The organism is Streptococcus sobrinus DSM 20742 = ATCC 33478 (assembly GCF_000686605.1).
GTDB lineage: Bacteria > Bacillota > Bacilli > Lactobacillales > Streptococcaceae > Streptococcus > Streptococcus sobrinus.
This window is the reverse complement of the sequence record NZ_JMLC01000003.1, coordinates 48,643-72,033: the sequence shown is the minus strand read 5'-3', so window position 1 is coordinate 72,033 and position 23,391 is coordinate 48,643. Positions and strand designations below refer to the sequence as shown.

The window sequence follows — 23,391 nt, the reverse complement described above, 5'->3', positions numbered from 1 at the left end:
CAAATAATCGGTGCCTTGATTATATCACAATCGTTGAAAATTTTATAGAGAACTCTCTACAAATAGGGCTGATAGGCCGCCTTCAGCTTTTGCGACAAATGGTCCTTCTCCACTTGACTGGCAAAGGCAGCCGAGATGGCATTCTGATTAAAGGTCAGAAATTCAGCAGGGCTGGTAGCGAAATGTCGGTTGAAGAGCCGGTACTCCTTGGTCAAATTAGTATCCGAAACCGTCCGATTATCCGTATTGATGGTAATCTTAGCCCCTGCTTTCAGGAGTTCCTGATAAGGATAATCGGCCAAGCTTGAAGCTGCCTTGGTTTGCAGATTGCTGGTCAGACAGAGCTCAGCTACCGCTCCTTCTCTAACAAATTCGGTAATAATTTCTGGATGGTGGGTAAGGGCTGCGACATGTCCCATCCGTTTGATTCCTAACTCTAAGGTTTGGACAATATGTTGGGGACAGCCACATTCACCAGCATGGAGGGTCAGAGGATAACCCAGACCCTGCACCTTCTTAATCAGACCTTCAATCTTGGCAGGGGGAAAGGTATGCTCGTCTCCAGCAAAATCAAAACCGGCCAGACCCCGAGGAGCCAAGTTAGCAATTTCTGACAGAATATCCCAAGTGAGGTCAAGATTTGATTGCCGCATGCCACAGACTAGGGCCTTGCTGACAATTCCAAAATCTTGCTGAGCTCGATTTAGACCTGCTAGAACAGCCTTGACGGTCTGGCTGGCACTCAAACCCTGGTCCATGGATAATTCAGGTGCAAAACGAATTTCACTATAGATGACATTCTCCTGGGCCTGCTGGCGGGCGACATCATAGGCCGCCAACTCCAGAGCTTCTTGGGTCTGTAAGAGGGGGCGGACAAAATCGAAGGTCCTGAGATAATCCATAAGATTTTGACAATGCTCAGGTGCCATCACTAGACTTCTTAGCTCTTGGTCCGTTGCCGGAATGGCAATATGGGCCATTTGAGCCAGTTGCCGAATGGCTGACAGGGAGAGCGACCCATCAAGATGACAATGAAGTTCTGTTTTTGCAAGACTTTGATACATGACGACTTCCTTTAAGCAAATAATTTTTCCTATCTTAACATAAATAAGGAGAAATTCAAATGACTAGACCTAGGCAAGCCTAGGTCTAGTCTAGAGCAGATTGCTGGATTGATTCGGTCTTAAATTGACCGGACCGCTGGCTTGAGATAGTCATGTCAATCTTTTGTATTCCTTCCTTATTTCTGATAGGATAAAACCAAAAAGGACGGAGGATTTGCTTATGTCAGATTATCAATTACCAGAAGTTTGGGAAAATCCAGCTCAAATGGGTGGGGCCTGGGGTTCTCTCAACCAGCCAACGGCTGGAGCTCGTTTCGAGCAAGACTTGCCTCAAGGGGACCAACCCTTCCAGCTCTATTCTCTTGGAACGCCAAATGGTATCAAGGCTTCCATCATGTTTGAAGAATTAAAAGAGTTGGGCATCGAGGAAGCCGGCTATGATCTCTTCAAAATCGCCATCGGCGAAGGTAACCAATTTGGTTCCGACTTTGTGGCCATCAACCCTAATTCAAAAATTCCTGCCCTCTTGGACCTGTCGGGTGATAAACCCGTTCGCGTCTTTGAGTCTGCCAATATCCTGCTCTACCTAGCGGAAAAATTTGGTCAACTAATTCCTAGTGATCCAGCTGAGCGTAATGAAGTCCTCAACTGGCTCTTCTGGCAGACTGGAGCTGCACCTTTCTTGGGTGGTGGTTTTGGCCACTTCTTCCACTATGCACCAGAAAAGATCGAGTACGCCATCAACCGCTTTGCCATGGAAGCTAAACGTCAACTGGACCTGCTGGATAAGGAATTGGCCAATAAATCCTACATCGCAGGTGACACCTACACCATCGCTGACCTAGCCATCTGGTGCTGGTACGGACGTCTGGCCCAAGACAAGATTTGGGACAGGGCCGGCATCTTCCTCAATGTCAAGGAATATAAGAACCTACAGGCCTGGACCGAGAAAATTGCCCAACGCCCAGCCGTCAAACGTGGTTTGGCCGTCGAATACAAGGCGATTAAATAAGTAAAGCCTAGCTGAGAATTTTGGCGGGCTTTTCTCATCCTCTCTGGTCCCGATAATTATGCTATAATAGCCTCAAAAACAAGGATGAAGAGACTATGACTTTCAATCAAATTTTGGAAAAAATTCAAGCCTACGATAGGATTATTATTCACCGCCACCAGAGGCCCGACCCCGATGCTCTGGGCAGTCAGCTGGGCTTGCGGGAGATACTCCGCCACAATTTTCCTAATAAGAAGGTGCTGGCAACTGGGAGTGATGAACCTAGTCTGGCTTGGCTGGCCAAGATGGACCAGGTGGCTGACAGCGACTATGTTAGTAGCTTAGTTATCGTGACTGACACAGCCAACACCCCTCGGATTGACGACGACCGCTTTGACCAAGGGGACTTCCTCATCAAAATGGACCATCATCCCAACGAAGATGCCTACGGTGACCTGCTCTATGTCGATACGCAAGCTTCTTCGGCCAGCGAAATCATTACTGCTTTTGCCCAAGAAACTGGTCTTGAGTTGACGGATGAGGCAGCCCGCCTGCTCTATGCTGGGATAGTCGGTGATACAGGTCGTTTTCTCTACGATGCGACCAGCCCTAAGACTTTAAGAATTGCGGCGGATTTACGAGAATTCGACTTTGATTTTGCGGCTATTTCTCGCCAGATGGACAGCTTTTCCTTTAAAATCGCCAAGTTGCAGGGTTATGTCTTTGACCACTTAGAAGTGGATGAGAATGGGGCAGCCCGCTTGCTTTTAAGTCGGCAGGTTCTGGCAGACTTTGGCGTTAGCGATGCCGAAAGCTCAGCCATCGTTGGCACGCCCGGCAAGATTGATGTTGTCCAGTCCTGGGCCATCTTTGTCGAGCAGCCTGAGGGCCACTACCGAGTTCGCCTCCGCAGTAAAAAAGCCACCATCAATGAAATTGCCAAACGCCATGATGGTGGGGGCCACCCGCTGGCTAGCGGAGCCAACTCCTACAGTCTAGAAGAAAACGAGCAGATCTACCAAGAAATCAAAGAGGCCGTCGCCCATGTTACCACTGACTGATCGCCAGGTCCAACTGATGGGGACCACCATTGATACCTCCATCTATCACGCCAATCCCCAACCGATTTTGGACCAGGTTGAGGAGCTTCTCCATCTCTACAACCATCGCTTTTCTGCCAATGATGACACTTCTGAATTGATGGCCATCAATCAGGCAGCTGGTAAAAAGGCCGTAAGCGTTCATCCCCAGCTCTTCGACTTGATTGCTCTGGGGAAAAAGCACAGCCTGGCTCCAGGCAGTCATCTCAATATCGCTATCGGCCCTCTCATTCAGACCTGGCGGATTGGTTTTGCGGATGCCAAGGTCCCCAGTCAGGAGGAAATTGAGGCCCAGCTGGACTTGATTGACCCCAAGCAGATTATTTTAGATGAAAAAAATCTTTCTGTCTTTCTAGCCAAGACTGGTATGAAAATTGACCTAGGGGCCCTGGCCAAGGGTTATATCGCTGATCGGATTGTTGAATTCCTAAAAAAGCAAGGGGTACCTGCTGGTCTGATTAATCTGGGGGGCAATGTTCTGACCTTCGGCCCTGCCTACCATAATCCCGACCAGAACTGGCGAATCGGCATCCAAAACCCCAAACTTCCTCGGGGCAATCACCTAGCCATTCTCAAAATCCGTGACCAATCGGTAGTCACCTCGGGTATTTACGAGCGGACCTTCACCTATCAAGGCAAGATCTACCACCATATTTTTGACAGCCAGACCGGCTATCCCGTGGATTGTCAGACGGCCAGTTTGACCATCGTTTCCAAACAATCTGTTGACGGAGAAATTTGGACCACCCGCCTCTTTGGCAAATCGGCTCAGGAAATCCTGACAGAAATCAGTCGGGAAGCTGACTTAGCTACCCTGGTGGTCACCAAAGACAACCAAGTTTTGGCTAGTTCAAATCTACCAATTGTGAAAAATTGAAAATTACTTAAAACTCCTGTAAGCACTTTCAAATAAAGTGCTTTTTTGTTACAATAATCCTACATGAATATAGGAGGTTTTTATTATGAAAATTATCGGAATTGTTGGAACGAATTCTGAGAAGTCCACAAACCGTCAACTCTTGCAATACATTCAAAAGCATTTTGTTGATAAGGCAGATATTGAATTGGTCGAAATCAAGGACCTTCCCTTTTTCAATAAACCTGCAGACAGGACCCTCCCAGAGCCTGTTAAGGCTTTGGCTGCTAAAATTGAGGAAGCCGATGGGGTCATCATTGGAACACCGGAATATGACCACTCCGTACCAGCTGTTTTGATGAATGCCCTAGCTTGGTTATCCTATGGTATCTACCCTATGCTCAATAAACCTGTCATGATTACGGGAGCATCTTACGGAACTTTGGGATCTTCACGTGCTCAGCTCCAACTGCGGCAAATCCTTAATGCCCCAGAATTAAAGGCTAATGTTCTTCCTGATGAATTTCTCCTGTCTCATTCCCTGCAGGCCTTTGATAGCAAGGGGGATTTGACGGATATCGAAACCAGTCAAAAGTTAGATGCAATTTTTGATGATTTCAGGCTCTTTGTTAAAATGACAGAAAAGATGTCCCACGCCAAAGAACTCTTGAAAAAAGAGGCCGAAAACTTTGACTGGGAAACTTTGAACTAGGGAAGGATAAAAATGACTATGAAATTTGTTGGACTTGTCGGCTCAAATGCTGAAATTTCTTACAATCGCATGTTGCTGGAATATATTCGCCGGCACTTTAAATATCAATTTGAACTGGAAGTCCTTGAAATCAAGGATGTCCCAATGTTCAACCAGGATGACGACCAGTCTGATTCCTTTGCGATCCAATATCTCTATAACAAGATTACTCGGGCAGATGGGGTTATCATCGCTACGCCGGAGCACAACCACACCATTACACCAGCTCTCAAGAGCACTCTCGAATGGCTTTCTTTCAACCTACACCCTTTTGAAAATAAGCCGGTCATGATTGTTGGAGCTTCCTACTACGACCAAGGAACCTCCAGGGCTCAGGTTCACCTGCGGAAAATCTTGGACGCTCCTGGTGTCAGTGCCTATACCCTGCCAGGAAATGAATTCCTTTTGGGTAAGGCTAAGGAAGCCTTTGATGATAATGGAGATATTATCAATCAAGGAACTGTCGATTTCCTATCTACCTGTCTAGATAACTTTGTCAAATACGTGGGGGTCGTTTCAAAATTGAAAAAACCAAAACCAATCGAGCCTGAAGATCTGGATTGTAACCATCCAATCGCAACAACTGTCACCGAGGTTGACCCAGATGACCCAGAATGGGTTGAAAAAGTAGCTGAGATTACCGGAGCCGTCTCTGGTGACACCTATGTCAAATTGGATCACGGTATCCTGACTGTTGATCAGATCAATATGTTCCTTAGATCCATGCCGTTTGAACTGACTTATGCGGATGACAACAACCAGTTCCTCTACTATAATAATGCCCACCAAGATCCAGAAACCATGTTCGCTAAACGGGTGCCTGAACAGTCAGGAAACCGTCTATCCACTGTCCATAACAGCCTTCCACCTGCTCGGATGAAAAATGTCGAATGGGTTATCGGTACCCTGCGTAATGGTAATCAAGAAGTTGTGCGGACTTTGATTCCTAATCCAAATCCGGCCGTCCTCAATACCCACAACTATCAAGCTATGTACTATGATGATGGATCTTATGCTGGTATCAACGAAATTGTCTTCAACTTCAAGCCTTGGTTGGATTGGTATCTTGAAACTACCGGTCAACACTTAGCTGGCGGTAATGCTGGAGCTGATGCCACTTCTGGGGCTTCTTCATCAAGTGGTCACGGCGGTGCTGACGCTACCTCTGGTGCCTCATCATCTGGTGGCGGAGAAGCTGCAGCCGATGCCACTTCTGGGGCTTCTTCCCATTAAGAAACAGGCTTGCTCTGGCACTTTGACCCAGCAGGGACGATTATAAATTTCCTAGGTAGTTTTACTTGCCGGTTAGCTTGGATTTGACAGTTTGCCCCAGCTTGGGACGGGCAAATTTCTCAAGGAATTTATCCAAAAGTCTTGCCAAAGCTAAGGAACTTTGATAAACTAGAGTAGTTATTAACTATGGCTTAGAAAAGCTATGGCAGAAAGGAAATTTAGTAATGAAAAAAGATATCCATCCAGAGTATCGCCCAGTCGTATTCTTAGATACCACTACTGGTTACAAGTTCCTCAGCGGTTCTACAAAATCATCTAACGAAACCGTAGAATTCGAAGGTGAAACTTATCCATTGATACGTGTTGAAATCTCTTCTGATTCACACCCATTCTACACTGGACGTCAAAAATTCACGCAAGCAGACGGACGTGTCGATCGTTTCAACAAGAAATACGGTCTCAAATAAGCAAGATAAAAAGGAAGTCTTCGGACTTCTTTTTTTGCCGAAAATTGGGGGATTGTAACTTTGGGTGAGCCCGTCAGAGCCTCACGCCTTGATGATGTCCCTAACGACCTAGCTTCTAAGCTGATTGAACTTGATCATCCTACCAGGATTTGATTTTTTAACCTTTCAGAAGCCAAGAACTACAGTCTCTAAAACCAAAAAAGCCAAGCACCCCAATAGTGGAAACTTGGCTTTTGTTTATCATTCGATTTGTAAAAACTTAGTCTTTTCAACTGCCTTAAGGGCGTGGAGCTTTAAGGCTGGGACTGTTAGGAGTTCATTGGGCTTTAAGAGCTCGGCTTCTTCCTCAGCCAGACTGACTTCCAATTGACCTTCTAGAACCTGAATCAGCTTGGGGCTGGGGGAGCTTTCCTGGCTGATGGTCTCAGCCTTATCCATGGCATAGAGGGTGACCACTTGGTCAAGGCCAAGTTTTTGACTGAGGGAACGACTGGTGATTTGATAGTCATGATAGTTGACCAGATTTAATAGTTCTAATTTCATGACTAGGCCTCCGGTTTAACGACGACCAGCAACATCTGGAAGGCCTCTTGAGCACAGAGGGCATGGGGAATTCCGGCCGGCATGACAATGGTTTGACCAGCCTCGACAATGAATTCTTCATCGCCAATTTCAATTTTTGCCTGTCCCGATAGAACATTGACCATGGCATCGCCAGGGGACTTATGGCGAGCAATTTCCTGTCCCTTATCCAGAGAAAAAACTGTCATGCCCAAATCCCGTCGCTGGACTAGGGTCCGACTGAGCATTTGTTCTTCCTCAATCGGTACTTCTTCCTTCAAATCGACTACCTTGGCTGGAGCTAATTTTTCAATATAGGCCATCATTTTCCTCCTTATTTTTGACTGGACACAGCAATGTAGCCCAACTCTTTACCAGTCTTGTTAAAAAAGCGGTACATTTGCAAAAATTGCTGACGATTCTCTTTCTTCATTCCCCGATAAAATATCCGGCAGGCTCCTAAGAGCCCTTCATCCTTAATCATACCAGTTATTGACATCAATGTCATCCTACCAGTGTCATAATTGACCTGTGAGAAACCACAGGATTTAAAGAGCTCCTGCCACTTGTCTACATGCAGGGGACTAACATTAGCATTAATGGTCTGTCTCAATTGGGCCAACTTATCTTCCAGATGCTTATCACTAAAGGAAACATCATGGGTCAAGATACATCCACCAGGCCTGAGAACCCGATAATACTCCTTGACAGCCTTGATTTTTGCTTTTTCTGACAACATGGTCAGCATGGCCTCGTTGATAACAATATCGAAACTATTGTCAGGAAAGGGGAGCTTCATGGCATTGCCCTCTTGAAGCTGAATCAGATCCTCCAGCTGAGCGGCCTGAACAGATTTTTTTGCCTTATCCAGAGCAGCCCTATCCCTATCAATACCAATAATCTTGCAGCCAAAGGTCTGGGCCAACTCTATAGAGGTTGTGCCCTGATTGCAGGCGACCTCCAAAACTTGACTGTCCTTACTAAATCCTCCTTCCTTTATCAACCAATTTGTAGCCCTAATACCACCAGGACGTAAGCGTTTCTTGCCCAGTCTGGCAAGAAAATTGTGACCAACTTCTTTTTTAGTCATCTATATCATCCTTTCGGAAATAAAACTTATTTTATACTCTGGAGAGACGAGCTAGGCTGGTCAAAGAGGATTCTTGGAAGTTTGTTCCTTTCCGCTAAGTCCTTCTACTAGCCTAAAGCTTTCCTTTCGAGTACTCTTTAATTTTATCACAAAAGACTGGTCAAACCGACCATCCGAGGGCAGAAAAGCTTATTCTAGAATGATTCTAAAACAGCTAAGATAAAAGGCTAGGACCAATCGTCCTAACCTTCCAATTAGTTAAGGAAATAGGCCATTAAAATGGCTCTATTTCCTACTAAGTGAGACAAAACTCTTAACCCTGTCACTTTTTCAACATCAAACAGTTTGACGCAGCGGTTGATTGGAAGTACTTGTCCCCTTCGGGACAGCATCCTTCCTAATCAACTGTGCGGTGGTGAGACGACAAAATCGATTTCGTTGAAATCGCGATTTTTGTCCCACTCCCTAAACATCTTACTAAGTTGGATAAGCGACCTTTATCGGCTCGCTTATCCAACTGTCGCAAACTATCACCTGCTCGTCAACAGGACTTTTTCTTGCTAGCTGCAAGTATCGAACTCATCTCTCTTCAATTTCTTAACTATGGGCAACCAAATCCTGGGCAATATCATGTCCAGACATCTTAGCAGGGTAATAGGTTGGCCAGTTGTCCATTTCCTGTAAAATGGTATCCTGACTGGTATCGCCCCAGAAAAGATGGAAGTGCTCCGCCTTGGTGTCAGAAATATTGTGGTCACTGAACTGGATATATCTAAAGGCTCCTGCTTTGCTATTCTTAGTTTCAAAGAGATAGCGAACACCACGGTTGCCCTTCTTGTAGGTCAAAATCTTATAACCCACATACTTGTAGGTGAAGGTCTGCTTTTTACCCTTTTGGGTAAAGGTTACTTGATTTTTCTTCCCATTAATAGAGATAACCTCCACATCTGTCTTGTAGCCCTTGCTGTAGTAGTCTTTGTACTCTTTGGCGGTCATGTCCTTATTAAGCTTGGCCTTGTAGTCCCAAACTTGGTCCAGGCTGCCGTCTTGCAGATAGGGGTAAACTGATTGCCAAGAGCCTGTCCAATCGCTCAGGCTACGGTTGGAAACTTCCTCATCCTTGAAGTAACCCTTTTGAACTGTTTTTTCAGCCTCTTTACTGGCCAGCTCTTGTCCTTCCTTATCTGTCGTCTTGCGTAGATTTTTTAGATTTTGATGCATGACTGAGAAATAATCTTGCCCCTTGTCCATTTGCTGCTGGGTCAGACTTTCGATTGGATTTAAAACTAGGGTTTCAACACCAGCCTCTTTTGCTAGGGTTTCTGAAACTGCTGAGGAGGCATTTTCTTCAAAGTAAACATACTTGATGCCAGAATCTTTAACCTGCTGGGTCAAGTCAGCCAAGTGTTGAGCCGATGGCTCACTCTCCGCCGAAATGCCATTGATGTAGACCTGCTTGAGGCCGTAGTCCAAAGCCAGGTAGGCAAAGGCTGCGTGCTGGGTAATGAAGCTCTTTTGCTTGGCTGCCGAAAGGGCTGAACTATACTCCTTATCCAAGGCCTGCAACTTCTTAATATAGGAGGCAGCATTTTTCTTGAACAACTTTGCCTTCTTAGGGTATTTTTTGGACAGGCTATCTCGGATATTTTCAACCAGCTTAATCGAGCGTTGAGGGGACAACCAGACATGGGGGTCAAAGTCATGATGGTGTCCTTCATGGCCTTCCTCTTCACCTTCTTCACTTCCGGCTAGAAGAACCATATTACCAGTCGCTCTGATAAAATCAGTCTTGCTCTTGCCAATGGATTTTTTCACCTTGGGCACCCAGGTCTCCATGCTCTCATTGTCATAAACGAGGGCGTCAGCCTTTTGAATGGTAGCTACATCCTTGGTTGAAGGATCAAAGTCATGGGGCTCCTTGCCCGCCTTTATGAGCAAACTAACATGGCCCTGGTCACCAACAACATTCTTGGTAAATTCATACATGGGATAGAAGGTAGCTACTACCTCAATGTCACCAGACTTCTGCTTCTCCTGCTCATGGAACCAAGTCACGCCGACCAGGAGACAGGCCAAAATCAACAAGGTCCCAAAGGTTATCAGTCTTTTTTTCTTCATCTCTCTGCCTTTCTTAACCAGTTAATTAAATTATTTACTGGTTAAGTATATCATAAAAAACAAGAAGTGCAAGCACTTTTTGTGAAAAATATTGGGTATGTCAAAGCAGGTCACGATATTGTACAGGGACCAACGAAATAACCCACTAGCATAGCTAATGGGTTTCGGAAGCTAAGAAAAAGAGGTGAGACCTTTATCTCTCCTCTTGAAATTATTTTCTGTTGACTTTGTCCCTGGCATCTTACGACATGAAGCTAAGTTGGCCGACCATGACAACTTAGCTGAATTAGTGAGAGATATAGGTTGGTCGCCATAGCGACAACCGTAGACGAACTAAGTTAAAAACTTTAGTTCATCTATATCACAAAGAATTGAGCACGCCTACATCCCTTTGTAAAAAGAGAAAGTCTGTCTCGAAGTCCTGTACTTCTTCGACAGTTTTCCTATTTTACTTTGGGATGCTTTACAACTTTGCGACGCGTAGATAAAGCAGTCAATCCAGCTGCTTTATCGGAATTAGTCAGAGACATAGAAAGCTAGAATGGTAGCTTTCGTAGTCACTCTAAGTAACAATATTAGAGTGACTTTGTCCCTGGCATCTTATAATTCCTCAGCAATTTTATTGATTTTGCGGAGGCGGTGGTTGATGCCGCTTTTGCTTAGGGGCGTTTCGAGGCTGTCGGCGATTTTTTGGATGGAATAATCGGGGTGAGCCACCCGTACTTGGGCGACCTGGCGTAATTCGACCGGTAGGATATCCAAGCCAGCTGTATCCATGATTTTGATGATATTATTGATGGTCTTCATACTGGCCGTTACGGTCCGGGCAATATTGGCGGCTTCGGCATTGTTGGCCCGATTGAGGTCATTTCTGGTCTCCCGCATGACCTTGATTTCTTCAAAATTAGCCTTGGCCTGCATGGCACCGATGACAATCAGAAAATCCATGATGTCCTCAGCCTTTTGCAGATAGGTAACGGCTCCATTTTTATGCTCGATGACCTTGGCATCCAACATAAATTTTTGCATGAGCTGGGCCAGGTCCTCGGCGTGGTCTCGGTAGACTGAAAAGATTTCCAATTGGTACTTGCCTGACTCTGGGTCACGGATGGAACCATTGGCCAAGAAGGCCCCCCGAAGATAGGTACGCCCTGCCTCATCATCTTGGAGCAGGGACTGGGCAATTCCTGTCTCAATCCCGAAGAAGGAATCTGCCAATTGCAGGTCTGCCAGAATGGCTTCCACATCCTGATCAAGAAAGACAGTATAGACACGATTTTTTTTCAGATTGGTCTTCTGATGGTAACGAATATCAGGTTGGCTGCCATAAAGTTCTTCCAAGAGAGAATAGATATGACGGGCTATTTTAGCATTTTCGGTCAGGATAGACAGGGTCAAGCCAGAGCTGGTCAGACCCAGACTGCCAGACATTTTGATGATAGCTGACAACTGGTTGGGGTCGGCACCGGCTAGCCCCAACACTTCTTCTTTGACCTGGGTGGTAAAACTCATCGTTTTCTCCTCTTAATCAAGCGCATCAATTCTTCAACGACCAACTCACCATGGTGGAAGGCTCCGCCATTTTCCAAACGCAAAAAATTAGAAGAAATGACCCGTTTAACTAGCTTCTGCAAACCAAGGAAATCATGGTCAACCTGAACCAGATATTCATCAAACTTGTTGGTGTCCATATAATCCTTGGGAACCGGCTCGATATTAACCAGAACGGTATCAATGACATCGGCACCTAGGTGACGATTGAGGACAGCCACATGGTCAGCATCCGAAAATTGCTCGGTTTCGCCGTACTGGGTCATAATATTGCAGACATAGGCCACTTCTGACTGGGTTTCCAGGAGGGCCTGCTTGATTTCAGGAATAACCAGATTGGGCAGAATGGACGTGAAGAGAGACCCCGGGCCTAGGACAATCATATCGCTATCCATGATGGCCTCAACAACCTTGCGGCTGGCAGAGGGTTCTTTAGCATTGTAGGTATTGGTGACAAAGACATGGTCAATCATGCCCTCGTAGTCGGCAATACTGGACTCGCCCACCACCTCATGCCCATCTTTAAAAACAGCATGAAGAGTCAGAGCATCTTCGCTGGCAGGATAAATCTTACCCGTTGTATGGAAAAATTTACTGAGGATTTGCATGGCATTATAGGTTGAGCCCTGCATCTCAGAAATCCCAGCGATAATCAGATTTCCCAGGGGGTGGCCAGATAAGGCACCATCGTCTGCATTAAAGCGGTACTGGAAAATCTTTTCATAGAATTTGGGCATGTCGCTCATGGCTACCAGAACATTGCGGAGGTCGCCAGGCGGAGTCAGCTGCATGGCAGAACGGAGCTGGCCTGAAGAACCCCCATCATCGGCTACGGTCACGATAGCGGTGATATCAACATTTTCATGCCGTAGGCTTTTGAGGAGGACGGGAATCCCAGTTCCACCACCAATAACAGTAATCTTTGGTTTTCTCATGAGCGGTTCACCGTTTCCTTCCGCCGATCCTTATCGCGGTGGCTTTCATTGACAACCCAGTCGGTCTTTAAATCTTGGGCCAGTCTGTGAGCAAAGGCTACACTACGGTGTTGACCACCTGTACAACCAACGGCAATGGTCAAGATAGCCTTGCCTTCTTTTTGATAGCCTGGCAGAATTGGTTTAATCAAAGCCAAGAGGTGACGGTAAAAGTCTTCTGACTCATCATGGTCCATAACATAGTCGGCCACTTCCTGATCAAGCCCTGTTTGGTTGCGTAATTCTGGAATATAATAAGGATTTGGCAAAAAACGGACGTCAAAGACTAGGTCGGCATCCAAGGGCAGACCATACTTGAAACCAAAGCTCATGACTTCAATCCGAAATGGTGTGGCATCATCATCCGATGAAAACTGCTCGGAAATGGTTTTGCGTAATTGGCGAGGGGTTAATTCGGTAGTGTCCACCACATTTTGACTCATGCTCTTTAGGGGAGCCAGAAGCTCCCTCTCCAGTTTAATCCCGTCCATAACGCGACCGTCAGCGGCCAGGGGATGGCTGCGACGGGTCTCCTTATAGCGGGCCACCAATTCACCATCGGTAGCATCCAAAAAGAGAATCTTGAAGTTGATGGCAGGATTCTTGTCTAATTCATCCAAAATAGAATTGATTTCCTTGAAAAAGAGACGGCTCCGCATATCAACAACCAGGGCAACTCGGTCATTGTCCTCACTATGGCCAACCAACTCCATGAATTTGGGTACCAGAGCTGGAGGCATATTATCAATGGTAAAATAACCCATGTCCTCAAAGGATTGGATAGCGACGGTCTTACCAGCACCACTCATTCCTGTTACAATCACTAAATCAATAGAGTTTGTCATGTTTTTCTCCCTTCATTGGAGGCAGGCAAGGCTAAAAGGCTTTGTCTCTCCCAATTTTTTTGACTCTTCGAAAATCAAGACTTTCCAACAGACAAGGCAAAGTCCATAACTTTGTATTTACACTTACTACAGAGAGTGAGACGCAATCGTGATTTCGCCAAATCGATTTGCCTCACTCTAGCACTCTTAGGTTCAAGGGAGGCAGACAAGTACTAGAGTACCTTGTCTGCCTCCTTTACTACCTCTTTTTGACTAGTATTATCGACTAGTCAAAAAGAGTGTTGCGGGAAGTCTAGTCTATCCCCAAACTATCCTCGCTAACTCATTTCGAGGCTCAAGAAATGCCCCTGGAAGCTGCTATCAGCAAACTTCCTATCTTCCTTACTAATTGTGATATCTTTTTATCCCTCTTTGGCTGCCAACTGCGTCTTGAGCTCGTAATTAGTCTTTTGTAAATCATCCAGCTGTTGGGTAATAGAAGCCAACATTTCTGTCTGAAGCTTTTGCACCTGCAGGAGGTCTGATTGGTCTTGTTGAACCAGGTGATCCAGTTTGGTATGGAGAAGACGGACTCCCTCTTCGGATTTCTTGTTGACATTAAAGTCATTCTTGGCCTGCAAGCGGTCATAATCACTGGCCCGATTTTGACTCATCATAATCAGAGGTGCTTGGATAGCTGCCAGCGTCGATAGGGCTAGGTTCAAAAGGATAAAGGGATAGGCATCAAACTGGATACCAAAAGGCTTATAAACATTAACAGCCATCCAAATCGCCATAAAGAGGGTGAAGCTGATAATAAAGGTCCAGGAGCCACCGAAGCGAGCCACATCATCAGCAATCCTTTGGCCAAATGTAACCTTACTATCTAGGGCTTCTTGGACATCCATAGTCTGATAATCGCCATTTTTAGTAACATCATAGACTGTCTCACGGATATAATCGTTTGTCACCTGTGCTCGTTCAATGGTATTATTAAGGAAAATCAGACGATAATGAAGCAAATTTTTATTAGAAATAAAATCATCATCTTTAAGCTGGGGATGATCATGCTTGATAAGATTTTTAAGCTGACCATCAACTTCCGATAAAAAGACCCCTTCAGTCAAGTGATAGGGTTGGTGGTTAAGAGCGTCATAAACGTGTTTGTCTTCTGACATATTTTACCTACTTTCTATACCAGTTTATTATAGCAAAAATCAAGAGGCTAGGACAGGCCCCCGTAATGAGTATAAGATTGCATTCCTTTCCTCTGAAGTAGCCTTTAGGGTCTGTTGAAGCAACTGATTGGTCGTCATCAGAGCCTTAAACATAGCGGGACCCGTCCTATCTTAGCTCTATCATCAATCACGGTTAATGATGACCCCCATGACTGTCAGATGGCCATTACTAATCAGGGTGATGACTAGGCGGGCTAATTCCTTGGCCGGCATGGCGAAATCGGACTTAAGCCACCAATAGAGGGTGCCTGTAAAAATACTGGTTAGATAGGCGACGATGAAATCGGTCGGGACTGGCTGACCTGACTCTAGCACGTTGAGCTTCGCTAAGAGATGGGCATACTTTTCCTGCAAGAGTTGGCTAAACTTCTCTTTAACAAGCTCCTGAGAGATACTGCGACTGACGATTTTAGCCACCGCCGGGTCTTTTTCAATCCCATGGTAAAAATCAGCCAAAAGTTTCTCCGCCTTCTTGACCTTAACCGTATCACCTGAGGTTACCTGAGCCGCATCAATCATATCCGATAGTTGATCCATGAGTTGTTTTTGAATCCCCGCCTGAAGTTGGTCCTTATCGGCATAGTGGGCATAGAAGGTGGCTCGATTAATCATGGCACGGTCTGTAATATCTTGGACACTTATCTTTTCATAGGACTTTTCGCTCAGAAGACTGATCAAAGCATCAAAAATCAATTTTTCCGTTCGGAGGTAGCGAATATCTGTAAATTTCATAAGAGCCTTCTTTATTAAATCAAATGGAGTTAAACAACAGATTGTTAGGTAAGTGTTGTTTAAACAACAGTTTTTTTAAAATCAATGATTGAATTAAATCCCTTGGGTTTTATAATAACATTATAATAAACAGTCCGTTTATTAGCCAGTAGATTGCGGAATTCTTGACAGGTTTTCTAACTGATTCTAATCAAGGTTAGCATTTCTGAGACCTTTTGCGAAATGAGGCTTAAAAGTCCAACGATTTTGAAGTCCATTCGGTTGATAAAATCGTCAAGTCGGTTCTTAAAGAACTGGTTTCCCACCCAACTGGCCAATCTAATCATTTATGAAAAGAAAGGATGGAAGGGCAGACAAGCAATCAGAAGTTAGCGGGATGGACTGACCATAGTCTATTCTCTGACAGGGGCTGATAGCCTCCTTGTTTGCCTGATGTGTGATGATGTATAAAGCAGGTATCGACGTTGGATCAACTACTGTCAAGGTAGTCATTTTTGACGAAAACAATCAACTCCTCTTTGCCCGTTACGAGCGTCACTATTCGGATGTGAAAACAGCCACTATCAAGGTGCTACGAGATGCCATGGCTGAGTTGGGCGACTGCCCTGTCACCATTGCTATTACTGGTTCTGGTGGTATGGGACTGGCAGACGCAGCACAAATCCCCTTCGTTCAGGAAGTTATTGCGGCGACAACCACCGTTGAGGCCCTGATTCCTGAGACCGATGTGGTTATTGAATTGGGGGGCGAAGACGCCAAGATGACCTTCTTTGGCGACAGTCTGGAACAGAGGATGAATGGGACCTGTGCCGGCGGAACAGGAGCCTTTATCGACCAGATGGCTCAGCTCCTCAAGACAGACGCTGACGGAGTTAATGAACTCGCCAAGGGCTACCAAACTATTTATCCTATTGCCAGTCGTTGCGGGGTCTTTGCCAAGACTGATGTTCAACCCTTGATTAATGAAGGGGCTCGCAAGGAAGACATTGCGGCTTCTATCTTTCAGGCCGTGGTCAATCAGACTATTTCCGGCCTAGCTTCGGGCCGTAAGATAAAAGGGAAAATCGCCTTTCTGGGTGGTCCTCTCTATTTCATGAGTGAGCTCCGCCAACGTTTTATTGAGACCCTGGATATTGCTCCTGAAGATGTCATTTTCCCGGACAATCCGCAGCTCTTTGTCGCCATGGGGGCAGCCCTCAATGAGGAACAGGCCCAGCTCAAGCTGTCGCAAATCATTAGCAACCTAGAAACCAAGCAAAGCCAAACCCTAAACCCCAAGAATACCCTGGATGTCCTCTTTCACGACCAGGAAGAACTGGAAGATTGGCGAAAACGCCATAATGAAGCCAGCGTGAGTTACAGGGATATTGCCCAAGCCAGCGGTCCTCTCTTTCTGGGAATTGATGCCGGATCAACAACTTCTAAGCTGGTGCTCATCGACCCTGATGGCAGCATTCTCTTCCAACAATACGGCAACAACCAAGGCCAACCCTTGGAAAATATCATCACTGTCCTCAAGCAGGTCTATCAACAATTGCCAGAAGGTGCCTACATCGCTCGCTCCTGCGTGACCGGCTACGGGGAAAAATTAATTCAGGCAGCTCTGCGGGTTGACTATGGTGAGGTAGAAACCGTCGCCCACTTCAAGGCCGCCAACTACTTCAATCCTGGGGTTGATTTTATCCTCGACATTGGCGGTCAGGACATGAAGGCCATGAGCGTTCAGGATGGGGCTCTCTCCAGCATTCAGCTCAACGAAGCTTGTTCGTCTGGCTGTGGCTCCTTCATCGAAACCTTTGCCAAGTCGCTCAAGTACGATGTCAGAGATTTTGCTCAAGTTGCCCTCCTAGCTAAGCATCCTGTTGATCTGGGCTCAAAATGTACCGTCTTTATGAACTCCAAAGTTAAACAGGTACAAAAGGAAGGAGCGACTGTTGCTGACATCTCGGCTGGCCTCTCCTATTCAGTTATCAAGAATGCCCTCTACAAGGTTATCAAGCTCAAAAGGCCTGAGGATTTGGGCCAAAAAATCGTTGTCCAAGGAGGAACCTTCTACAACGAAGCCGTCCTAAGAGCCTTTGAATTGGTTTCCGGTCGGCAAGTGGTTCGTCCCAGTATCGCTGGTCTCATGGGGGCCTATGGCTGTGCCCTAATTGCCCAAGAAAAATATGAAGACGAACTGAGTCAGGCTCAGTTAAGTCAGCCGGCTCCAGCTCAAGCCTAAAGGAGAGAATCTTATGACTGAAGAAAAGAAGGCAGCTGTAAAGACCAGCTCAGCCATCATGGGCCTGTCTGAACTGGATCATTTTACAGCTGAAAAAGAATTCACCCGCTGTGGCCTCTGTGAAAATAACTGTGCCCTGACCGTGACTATTTTCAGTGACGGCTCCAAATTCGTTACCGGCAACCGCTGTGAGCGGGGGGCTGAAAAGGTAACCAAGATTAAATTTGACCGCAGCCAGCAGAAAGAAAATCTGGTCGATTACAAGTACAAAAAACTCTTTAAATTCAAGGCTCTGTCCAAACGCAAGGCCCCACACGGGGTCATGGGGATTCCCCGTGTGCTCAACATGTATGAAAACTATCCCCTCTGGCATACGATTCTGACCGACCTGGGCTTTCGGGTACAGATTTCCCCCAAGTCTGACAAAGCCTTATATGAGAAGGGGATTGAAACCATTCCTAGCGACACCGTCTGCTACCCTGCCAAGATGGTTCACGGTCATATTCAGGCCCTGATTGACAAGCAGGTGGATGCCATTTTTTATCCTAGTGTCATCTATGAACGGATTGAAAATAGCAAGGCACCCAACCACTACAACTGTCCTATTGTTCAGGGTTATCCTGAAGTTATCGAGAAGAACATGGACCCTATCCGTGATGGTCAGGTCAAATACTTCCATCCCTTCGTGAATTTGGCCAATCCCAAAACCCTGGTTTCTTCCCTGACCAAGGCCTTTGCCAAGGACTATCCTGATATTAGCCAGGAAGCCATTAGCCAGGCAGTTGAACATGGTTATCAGGCCCTGACCGATTTCAAGGCCGACTTGCAGGCCAAGACTGATGAGTTGTTGACTAAGATTGCCCTCAAGAAAGAAAAGGCCATCGTCCTTTCTGGTCGGCCCTACCACCTAGACCCTGAAATCAACCACGGCATCGCCAATATTATCACCCAAGAAGGCTTCCACGTCCTGACCGAGGACATGGTCTCTAGTCTGGAAGAAGTTTCCGGCCTGCGGGTCGTTAACCAATGGGTCTACCATTCCCGTCTCTACGCTGCCGCCAAGGTGGTCGCTAAAAATCCCAATCTGGAATTAGTCCAGCTTAATAGTTTCGGTTGTGGTCTGGATGCCGTTACAACTGACCAGGTCGAAGAAATCATGCGGGGCCACAATAAACTCTACACCGTCCTGAAAATTGACGAAGGCAGCAATATGGGAGCCATTCGAATTCGGCTACGCTCGCTCAAGGCTGCCGTCCAAGAACGTGATAAGAAGGCTCAAACAGTCAATCTGGACCACATCTTCAATCAGGTCACTAGCCTGAAGCTGGATGAGACCGATAAGGAGGACAAGCAAAAGCCAGCAGAACCTGTCTTTACCAAGGCCATGAAGAAGACCCACACCCTCCTCATGCCTATGCTATCGCCTATTCACCAGAATGGCCTAATTGAGGAGGCCTTCAAGCAAGCCGGCTACAAGGTGGTTATCCTGCCAGCCATGGACCGGCAGGCCGTTGATGTTGGCCTCAAATTTGTCCACAATGATGCCTGCTACCCTGCCATCATTACCATCGGTCAGCTGGTTGAAGCCCTGCAAAGTGGTGACTACGATCTGGATAACACCAGTGTGATGATGACCCAGACCGGTGGCGGCTGTCGGGCTACCAACTATATTCCTTTGCTGCGTAAGGCCCTCAAGGATGCTGGTTTTCCACAGATTCCTGTCGTTTCCATTTCCATGGGTAACCAAGGGACCGAGGAAACGCCTGGCTGGAACATCACCCTGCCCTTTGTTAAACGCCTGCTGATTGCCGTTCTCTACGGGGACCTCTTCGAGCGTCTGCTTTACCGGGTTCGTCCCTATGAAGCGGTTCCTGGCTCCGCCAATGCCCTCTATGACAAGTGGCTAGAGATTGCCAGAAAGAATATCAAATCCGGTTCCTACTTTGAATTTAACCGCAATATGAAGCGGATTATCAAGGATTTTGATAATTTACCAACCCAGGACTTCGATAGTAAACCGCGTGTCGGCGTGGTCGGCGAAATCCTAGTCAAATATGCCCCAACTGCCAATAATGACATCGTTGGTACCATCGAGCGTGAAGGGGGTGAGGCCGTCGTTCCCGACCTGATTGGCTTTATGAATTACTCCCTCTTCAATCAAATCTGGAAGTCTGACGAGCTGGACATGAGCCCCAAGGCTAAACGTTTTGCTAAGCTGGCCATTGATACCATCAATTTCCTAGAAAAACCGATGAACAAGGCCTTAGAAAAATCGCAGCGTTTTGACGGTATCGAGTCCATCTACCAAATCGCTAGCCAGGCTTCAAAAATTATCTCCATCGGTAACCATACCGGCGAAGGTTGGTTCCTGACTGGGGAAATGATTGAGCTCCTCAATAGCAATGTCAAAAATATCGTCTGCCTACAGCCTTTCGGCTGCCTGCCTAATCACGTGGTTGGTAAGGGTATGCTCAAGGAGCTCCGTCGCCAATACAAGGGAGCCAATATCGCTCCCATTGATTACGACCCAGGCTCCTCAGAGGTCAACCAACTCAACCGAATTCGCCTCATGATGACAACCGCCAAGAAAATGCAGAAGGTTGAAAGTCATGGCTAAAAATAGAAAAGCCATAGATCAAACCATGGTCTAGAGTTGCTACAATTTGTCTACTTTCTCCTGTCTGGTAAGCAAAATCGCTAAAAAGGAACACCTAGATGGCCGTCTAGGTGTTTTTCTTATGTATTAATTTCTTCGGACTTTTAAGTTCCTTTAGTGTATCACATCAAGGCAACCTAGCAAAAAATCGGACATTTACACTTCTGAAAATAGGTTTAATAACAGTTCTACTTCCTAGATTTAGCTTGCTTTTTTTGCGCAGCCAGTTTCTTGGAAAGTTCTCTGTGTACACTCTGGTGATGAGCCGTGCTATAATGTAGCCAAGAGCACTTGAAAGGACCAAGCATGACAGACACCATTTCAGCCCTCAACACCCTAGCCAGCTACTTGGGCCCCAGAGACTTCGACCAGATCAATCAGGGCAATCTTTACACCCATCAAGGCATCCGCCAAGCAGACATCTTTGCCTTCTTTGGCGGCAGTATTTTGGAAGGGATCAATGTGCTGGCACAGGCCATGAACAATCAAATAGCCAAGCATTACATCATCATTGGTGGGGCCGGACATACTACACCTGCACTGGTAAAAGAAGCTAGAAAAGCATTTCCAAATCTCACTGTTCCAAATAATACAACAGAGGCTCAGCTATTTAACCAAATTCTCCAAGACCAATACGGTCTCAGTGCTGATTTTTTGGAGACCAAATCTACCAACTGTGGCAATAATATTAGCTATCTTCTGGACCTGATTGCTGCTGAAAATCTGGAGTGTCAATCCATAATCCTCTGCCAAGATGCCAGCATGCAAAGACGGATGGGGGCTACGCTTGCCAAGCAAGCACCCCATATCAAGGCTATCCACTATGCTGCCTATGAAGTTGAGTTCATCAGTCAAGACGAGACTATCAGTCTTCAACCACAGAATTCATTGGGCATGTGGTCAGCACAAGACTACATCCGTCTGCTCATGGGAGAAATTCCTCGATTACAAGACAAGCCTGACGGCTACGGACCAAGGGGGAAAAACTATCTGGTTCATGTCGATATTCCAGACCAAGTTCAAGAAGCTTTTGACAGCCTTCTTCCAACCTATGGGCATCTGATCCGTGAGGCAAATCCAGAGTTTGCAGATAAATAGAATACAAAAGGCCCCTGATATCCAACCAAGGGTCTTTGCTTATGTTTTGATACTCTTTAAAGTTTAAAACCTGCTATCTTTTGCTCCATCATGGACACAATTCGCTAAAAAGCCGAGTACTTTAATTGGATGACAGAATGATAAAGTGATACTTTCGCCAAAGTGGTATTATTAGCGACAACTACAGTTTTAGCTAATAACGGGAATTTTCGAGACAATGGCTCGAAAATTAGCAATGAAACTTCGTGAGAAGTTTGCTTGCGTCCGCACATTTTAAGAAAGTATCAAAAATGAAAGTTTTAATGTTAAATAAGTATGAAATCAGATAGCCCAACTATTTCTGCTGGTTTATCCCAGATAGGCAACGACTTCTACTTCGACCTTGACATCCTTAGGCAGGCGGGCCACTTCTACGCAGGAGCGAGCAGGAAATTCTTCCTTGAAGGCCGTCGCATAGACTTCATTGAATGCCGCAAAATCATTGATGTCACTCAGGAAACAGGTGGTTTTAACCACATGGTCAAAGTCGGTTCCAGCGGCTTCCAGAATAGCCTTGATATTTTTTAATACCTGCTGAGTCTGCTCTTCAATGCTAGTGCCAACCACTTGGCCCGTTTCTGGAGACAGAGGAACTTGACCAGAGGCAAAGAGGAGGTCGCCAGCTTGCTTGGCTTGAACGTAAGGGCCTAGGGCCTTAGGAGCTTTATCAGTATGGAAGGTTTTCATAAAATGACACTTTCTAATTTATGCTAACTTTTGCCCTAATTGGTCAACAGCCAAGATGGCTTTGGCAAATTTTTCACCATCAAAAGGGGTATTCTTATATTCATTGGTCGTCAGGGCAACTTGGACAATCTTGGGAACGTCAGCTTGCGTCAAACCCAATTCCTTGAGAGTAGTTGGTAGTCCCAGTTCCTTATTGAACTGGGCAACTCTTTCTAACTCATCAGTTTCTTCAAAGTAGGCGTGAAGAACTAAGACACCATAGGATACAACAACACCATGCAGGTACTCACCCTGACGTTGAATGGCCGTTGTTCCATTGTAAAAAGCGTGAGCATGGCAAGAATTGTAGTAAAAATCAGGTTGGTTGACTAAGTTTGAGGCATAACCTGTTGAGACAACAATGTCCAAAGCAATTTCTTCAACCGCCTTTGAAGGTCGCTTATTTTTTACATCCTCCAGACCTTGCTTACCATAATAATAGAAAGCATCCTTGGAGGATAGGGCAACAGCGTGACCCAATGTTGCTGTATGAGGGAGCTCAAGCAAACCCTTTTTCTTAGCTTCTGCTACTGCATGCTCCACTTCCGGTGCCTTAGAAATTCCATCACCGATACCGGCCCAAAAATATTTACTTGGGGCTTGGGCAATAACGCGAGTATTGATAAAGATATGCAGAGGAGAGTTTGGGTAACCGTAGCGGAGCACCGAATGATCGTCCTTGTAGACCACAGCAATGGCTGTCCCTGCTGAACAATTTGAACAAATAGTCGGGAAGGTGAAGGTTGGTTTGTCTAACTCCTTTGCGACCATCTTGGTGGTATCTAAGGCACGACCTCCACCGAAACCAAAGATAGCATCAGCCTCTTGGACAGCTGGTTTGGCGACTAACTTATCAATATTGGTCTGGGTTGAATCCACCCCATAGACAAAGCTTCCGGTCGTCTCAATGCCGGCCTTAGACAAGATTTCTCGAACCTCTTTTTCCGTTGCCGCCAGAGCTCTCTTTCCACCGATGAGGGCCACACGATGAATCCCATAAGACTTGAGCACCTTTGGAATTTCTTGGTAACAGTCTTCTCCGTAGCTGTAGTTAGCCATTACAGTCGTTGTCATAACATCTCCTCCTAATCATCTCTT

At 46.0% G+C, this 23,391-nt stretch carries 21 protein-coding genes; 9 read left to right on the top strand and 12 right to left on the bottom strand.

Annotation, left to right across the window (positions count from 1 at the left end):
* Positions 1-56 precede the first annotated feature (56 nt).
* Positions 57-1,064 (bottom strand): adenosine deaminase, encoded by a 1,008-nt coding sequence (add, locus tag BS63_RS0102255; protein ID WP_002962799.1) that lies wholly within the window; start codon positions 1,062-1,064, stop codon positions 57-59.
* A 220-nt stretch (positions 1,065-1,284) separates the two neighbouring features.
* On the opposite strand from add, the gene yghU reads away from it, so the two are divergent.
* The 6 genes from yghU (at position 1,285) to BS63_RS0102225 (ending at position 6,462) form a co-directional block, all read left to right on the top strand.
* Positions 1,285-2,076 (top strand): glutathione-dependent disulfide-bond oxidoreductase, encoded by a 792-nt coding sequence (gene yghU, locus BS63_RS0102250; RefSeq protein ID WP_002962800.1) that lies wholly within the window; start codon positions 1,285-1,287, stop codon positions 2,074-2,076.
* Between the two features lie 95 nt (positions 2,077-2,171).
* The gene (locus tag BS63_RS0102245) at positions 2,172-3,116 is read left to right on the top strand and encodes a DHH family phosphoesterase (RefSeq protein ID WP_002962801.1); all 945 of its coding nucleotides are present in this window, start codon (positions 2,172-2,174) and stop codon (positions 3,114-3,116) included.
* The gene (locus tag BS63_RS0102240) at positions 3,100-4,032 is read left to right on the top strand and encodes an FAD:protein FMN transferase (RefSeq protein ID WP_002962802.1); all 933 of its coding nucleotides are present in this window, start codon (positions 3,100-3,102) and stop codon (positions 4,030-4,032) included. The genes BS63_RS0102245 and BS63_RS0102240 overlap by 17 nt, the downstream gene beginning before the upstream one ends.
* A gap of 85 nt (positions 4,033-4,117) precedes the next feature.
* Positions 4,118-4,723 (top strand): NADPH-dependent FMN reductase, encoded by a 606-nt coding sequence (locus BS63_RS0102235; RefSeq protein WP_002962803.1) that lies wholly within the window; start codon positions 4,118-4,120, stop codon positions 4,721-4,723.
* Between the two features lie 18 nt (positions 4,724-4,741).
* Positions 4,742-5,995 carry an NAD(P)H-dependent oxidoreductase gene (locus BS63_RS0102230; RefSeq protein WP_002962804.1) on the top strand — a complete coding sequence of 418 codons (1,254 nt, stop codon included), beginning with the start codon at positions 4,742-4,744 and terminating at the stop codon, positions 5,993-5,995.
* Positions 5,996-6,219: 224 nt separating this feature from the next.
* A complete protein-coding gene (locus BS63_RS0102225) occupies positions 6,220-6,462 on the top strand; it encodes a type B 50S ribosomal protein L31 (protein ID WP_002962806.1) in 243 nt (80 codons plus the stop codon).
* A gap of 240 nt (positions 6,463-6,702) precedes the next feature.
* Here BS63_RS0102225 and BS63_RS0102220 read toward each other — a convergent pair whose 3' ends face one another.
* From BS63_RS0102220 to BS63_RS0102180, 9 genes are all read right to left on the bottom strand, one after another.
* A complete protein-coding gene (locus BS63_RS0102220) occupies positions 6,703-7,005 on the bottom strand; it encodes a cupin domain-containing protein (protein ID WP_002962807.1) in 303 nt (100 codons plus the stop codon).
* 2 nt (positions 7,006-7,007) lie between these two features.
* Positions 7,008-7,346, bottom strand: a complete 339-nt coding sequence (locus tag BS63_RS0102215) for a cupin domain-containing protein (protein WP_002962808.1) — start codon at positions 7,344-7,346, stop codon at positions 7,008-7,010.
* Positions 7,347-7,357: 11 nt separating this feature from the next.
* Positions 7,358-8,113, bottom strand: a complete 756-nt coding sequence (locus tag BS63_RS0102210) for a class I SAM-dependent methyltransferase (protein WP_002962809.1) — start codon at positions 8,111-8,113, stop codon at positions 7,358-7,360.
* A gap of 597 nt (positions 8,114-8,710) precedes the next feature.
* Positions 8,711-10,231 (bottom strand): zinc ABC transporter substrate-binding protein AdcA, encoded by a 1,521-nt coding sequence (locus BS63_RS0102205; RefSeq protein ID WP_019795514.1) that lies wholly within the window; start codon positions 10,229-10,231, stop codon positions 8,711-8,713.
* 600 nt (positions 10,232-10,831) lie between these two features.
* Entirely contained in the window at positions 10,832-11,743 is a 912-nt protein-coding gene (gene whiA, locus BS63_RS0102200; protein ID WP_002962136.1) for a DNA-binding protein WhiA, read from the bottom strand.
* Entirely contained in the window at positions 11,740-12,717 is a 978-nt protein-coding gene (locus BS63_RS0102195; RefSeq protein ID WP_019769619.1) for a YvcK family protein, read from the bottom strand. The genes whiA and BS63_RS0102195 overlap by 4 nt, the downstream gene beginning before the upstream one ends.
* A complete protein-coding gene (gene rapZ / locus BS63_RS0102190) occupies positions 12,714-13,601 on the bottom strand; it encodes an RNase adapter RapZ (protein ID WP_002962132.1) in 888 nt (295 codons plus the stop codon). Before rapZ ends, BS63_RS0102195 begins: the two co-directional genes overlap by 4 nt.
* A gap of 401 nt (positions 13,602-14,002) precedes the next feature.
* Positions 14,003-14,758, bottom strand: coding sequence for a DUF1003 domain-containing protein (locus tag BS63_RS0102185; RefSeq protein WP_002961422.1), 756 nt, complete (start codon positions 14,756-14,758; stop codon positions 14,003-14,005).
* A gap of 183 nt (positions 14,759-14,941) precedes the next feature.
* Positions 14,942-15,550: a TetR/AcrR family transcriptional regulator gene (locus BS63_RS0102180; RefSeq protein ID WP_002961423.1), complete on the bottom strand. Its 609-nt coding sequence runs from the start codon at positions 15,548-15,550 to the stop codon at positions 14,942-14,944.
* A 442-nt stretch (positions 15,551-15,992) separates the two neighbouring features.
* On the opposite strand from BS63_RS0102180, the gene BS63_RS1000000111640 reads away from it, so the two are divergent.
* The 3 genes from BS63_RS1000000111640 to BS63_RS0102170 all read left to right on the top strand — a co-directional run bounded on the left by BS63_RS1000000111640 (position 15,993) and on the right by BS63_RS0102170 (position 21,528).
* Entirely contained in the window at positions 15,993-17,774 is a 1,782-nt protein-coding gene (locus BS63_RS1000000111640; protein ID WP_002961424.1) for an acyl-CoA dehydratase activase, read from the top strand.
* 13 nt (positions 17,775-17,787) lie between these two features.
* A complete protein-coding gene (locus BS63_RS1000000111635; protein WP_080651894.1) occupies positions 17,788-20,391 on the top strand; it encodes an acyl-CoA dehydratase activase-related protein in 2,604 nt (867 codons plus the stop codon).
* Between the two features lie 345 nt (positions 20,392-20,736).
* The gene (locus BS63_RS0102170) at positions 20,737-21,528 is read left to right on the top strand and encodes an ElyC/SanA/YdcF family protein (protein ID WP_019769676.1); all 792 of its coding nucleotides are present in this window, start codon (positions 20,737-20,739) and stop codon (positions 21,526-21,528) included.
* Positions 21,529-21,876: 348 nt separating this feature from the next.
* Here BS63_RS0102170 and BS63_RS0102165 read toward each other — a convergent pair whose 3' ends face one another.
* Both BS63_RS0102165 and BS63_RS0102160 read right to left on the bottom strand, forming a co-directional pair.
* Positions 21,877-22,254, bottom strand: coding sequence for a RidA family protein (locus tag BS63_RS0102165; RefSeq protein WP_002961035.1), 378 nt, complete (start codon positions 22,252-22,254; stop codon positions 21,877-21,879).
* An 18-nt stretch (positions 22,255-22,272) separates the two neighbouring features.
* The gene (locus BS63_RS0102160; RefSeq protein ID WP_002961034.1) at positions 22,273-23,367 is read right to left on the bottom strand and encodes an iron-containing alcohol dehydrogenase family protein; all 1,095 of its coding nucleotides are present in this window, start codon (positions 23,365-23,367) and stop codon (positions 22,273-22,275) included.
* Positions 23,368-23,391: the final 24 nt, after the last annotated feature.

Coding starts and splice junctions, on each gene's coding strand:
- add (WP_002962799.1), bottom strand. CDS start 1,064: ATGTATCAAAGTCTTGCAAAAACAGAACTTCATTGTCATCTTGATGGG.
- yghU (WP_002962800.1), top strand. CDS start 1,285: ATGTCAGATTATCAATTACCAGAAGTTTGGGAAAATCCAGCTCAAATG.
- BS63_RS0102245 (WP_002962801.1), top strand. CDS start 2,172: ATGACTTTCAATCAAATTTTGGAAAAAATTCAAGCCTACGATAGGATT.
- BS63_RS0102240 (WP_002962802.1), top strand. CDS start 3,100: ATGTTACCACTGACTGATCGCCAGGTCCAACTGATGGGGACCACCATT.
- BS63_RS0102235 (WP_002962803.1), top strand. CDS start 4,118: ATGAAAATTATCGGAATTGTTGGAACGAATTCTGAGAAGTCCACAAAC.
- BS63_RS0102230 (WP_002962804.1), top strand. CDS start 4,742: ATGAAATTTGTTGGACTTGTCGGCTCAAATGCTGAAATTTCTTACAAT.
- BS63_RS0102225 (WP_002962806.1), top strand. CDS start 6,220: ATGAAAAAAGATATCCATCCAGAGTATCGCCCAGTCGTATTCTTAGAT.
- BS63_RS0102220 (WP_002962807.1), bottom strand. CDS start 7,005: ATGAAATTAGAACTATTAAATCTGGTCAACTATCATGACTATCAAATC.
- BS63_RS0102215 (WP_002962808.1), bottom strand. CDS start 7,346: ATGGCCTATATTGAAAAATTAGCTCCAGCCAAGGTAGTCGATTTGAAG.
- BS63_RS0102210 (WP_002962809.1), bottom strand. CDS start 8,113: ATGACTAAAAAAGAAGTTGGTCACAATTTTCTTGCCAGACTGGGCAAG.
- BS63_RS0102205 (WP_019795514.1), bottom strand. CDS start 10,231: ATGAAGAAAAAAAGACTGATAACCTTTGGGACCTTGTTGATTTTGGCC.
- whiA (WP_002962136.1), bottom strand. CDS start 11,743: ATGAGTTTTACCACCCAGGTCAAAGAAGAAGTGTTGGGGCTAGCCGGT.
- BS63_RS0102195 (WP_019769619.1), bottom strand. CDS start 12,717: ATGAGAAAACCAAAGATTACTGTTATTGGTGGTGGAACTGGGATTCCC.
- rapZ (WP_002962132.1), bottom strand. CDS start 13,601: ATGACAAACTCTATTGATTTAGTGATTGTAACAGGAATGAGTGGTGCT.
- BS63_RS0102185 (WP_002961422.1), bottom strand. CDS start 14,758: ATGTCAGAAGACAAACACGTTTATGACGCTCTTAACCACCAACCCTAT.
- BS63_RS0102180 (WP_002961423.1), bottom strand. CDS start 15,550: ATGAAATTTACAGATATTCGCTACCTCCGAACGGAAAAATTGATTTTT.
- BS63_RS1000000111640 (WP_002961424.1), top strand. CDS start 15,993: ATGTATAAAGCAGGTATCGACGTTGGATCAACTACTGTCAAGGTAGTC.
- BS63_RS1000000111635 (WP_080651894.1), top strand. CDS start 17,788: ATGACTGAAGAAAAGAAGGCAGCTGTAAAGACCAGCTCAGCCATCATG.
- BS63_RS0102170 (WP_019769676.1), top strand. CDS start 20,737: ATGACAGACACCATTTCAGCCCTCAACACCCTAGCCAGCTACTTGGGC.
- BS63_RS0102165 (WP_002961035.1), bottom strand. CDS start 22,254: ATGAAAACCTTCCATACTGATAAAGCTCCTAAGGCCCTAGGCCCTTAC.
- BS63_RS0102160 (WP_002961034.1), bottom strand. CDS start 23,367: ATGACAACGACTGTAATGGCTAACTACAGCTACGGAGAAGACTGTTAC.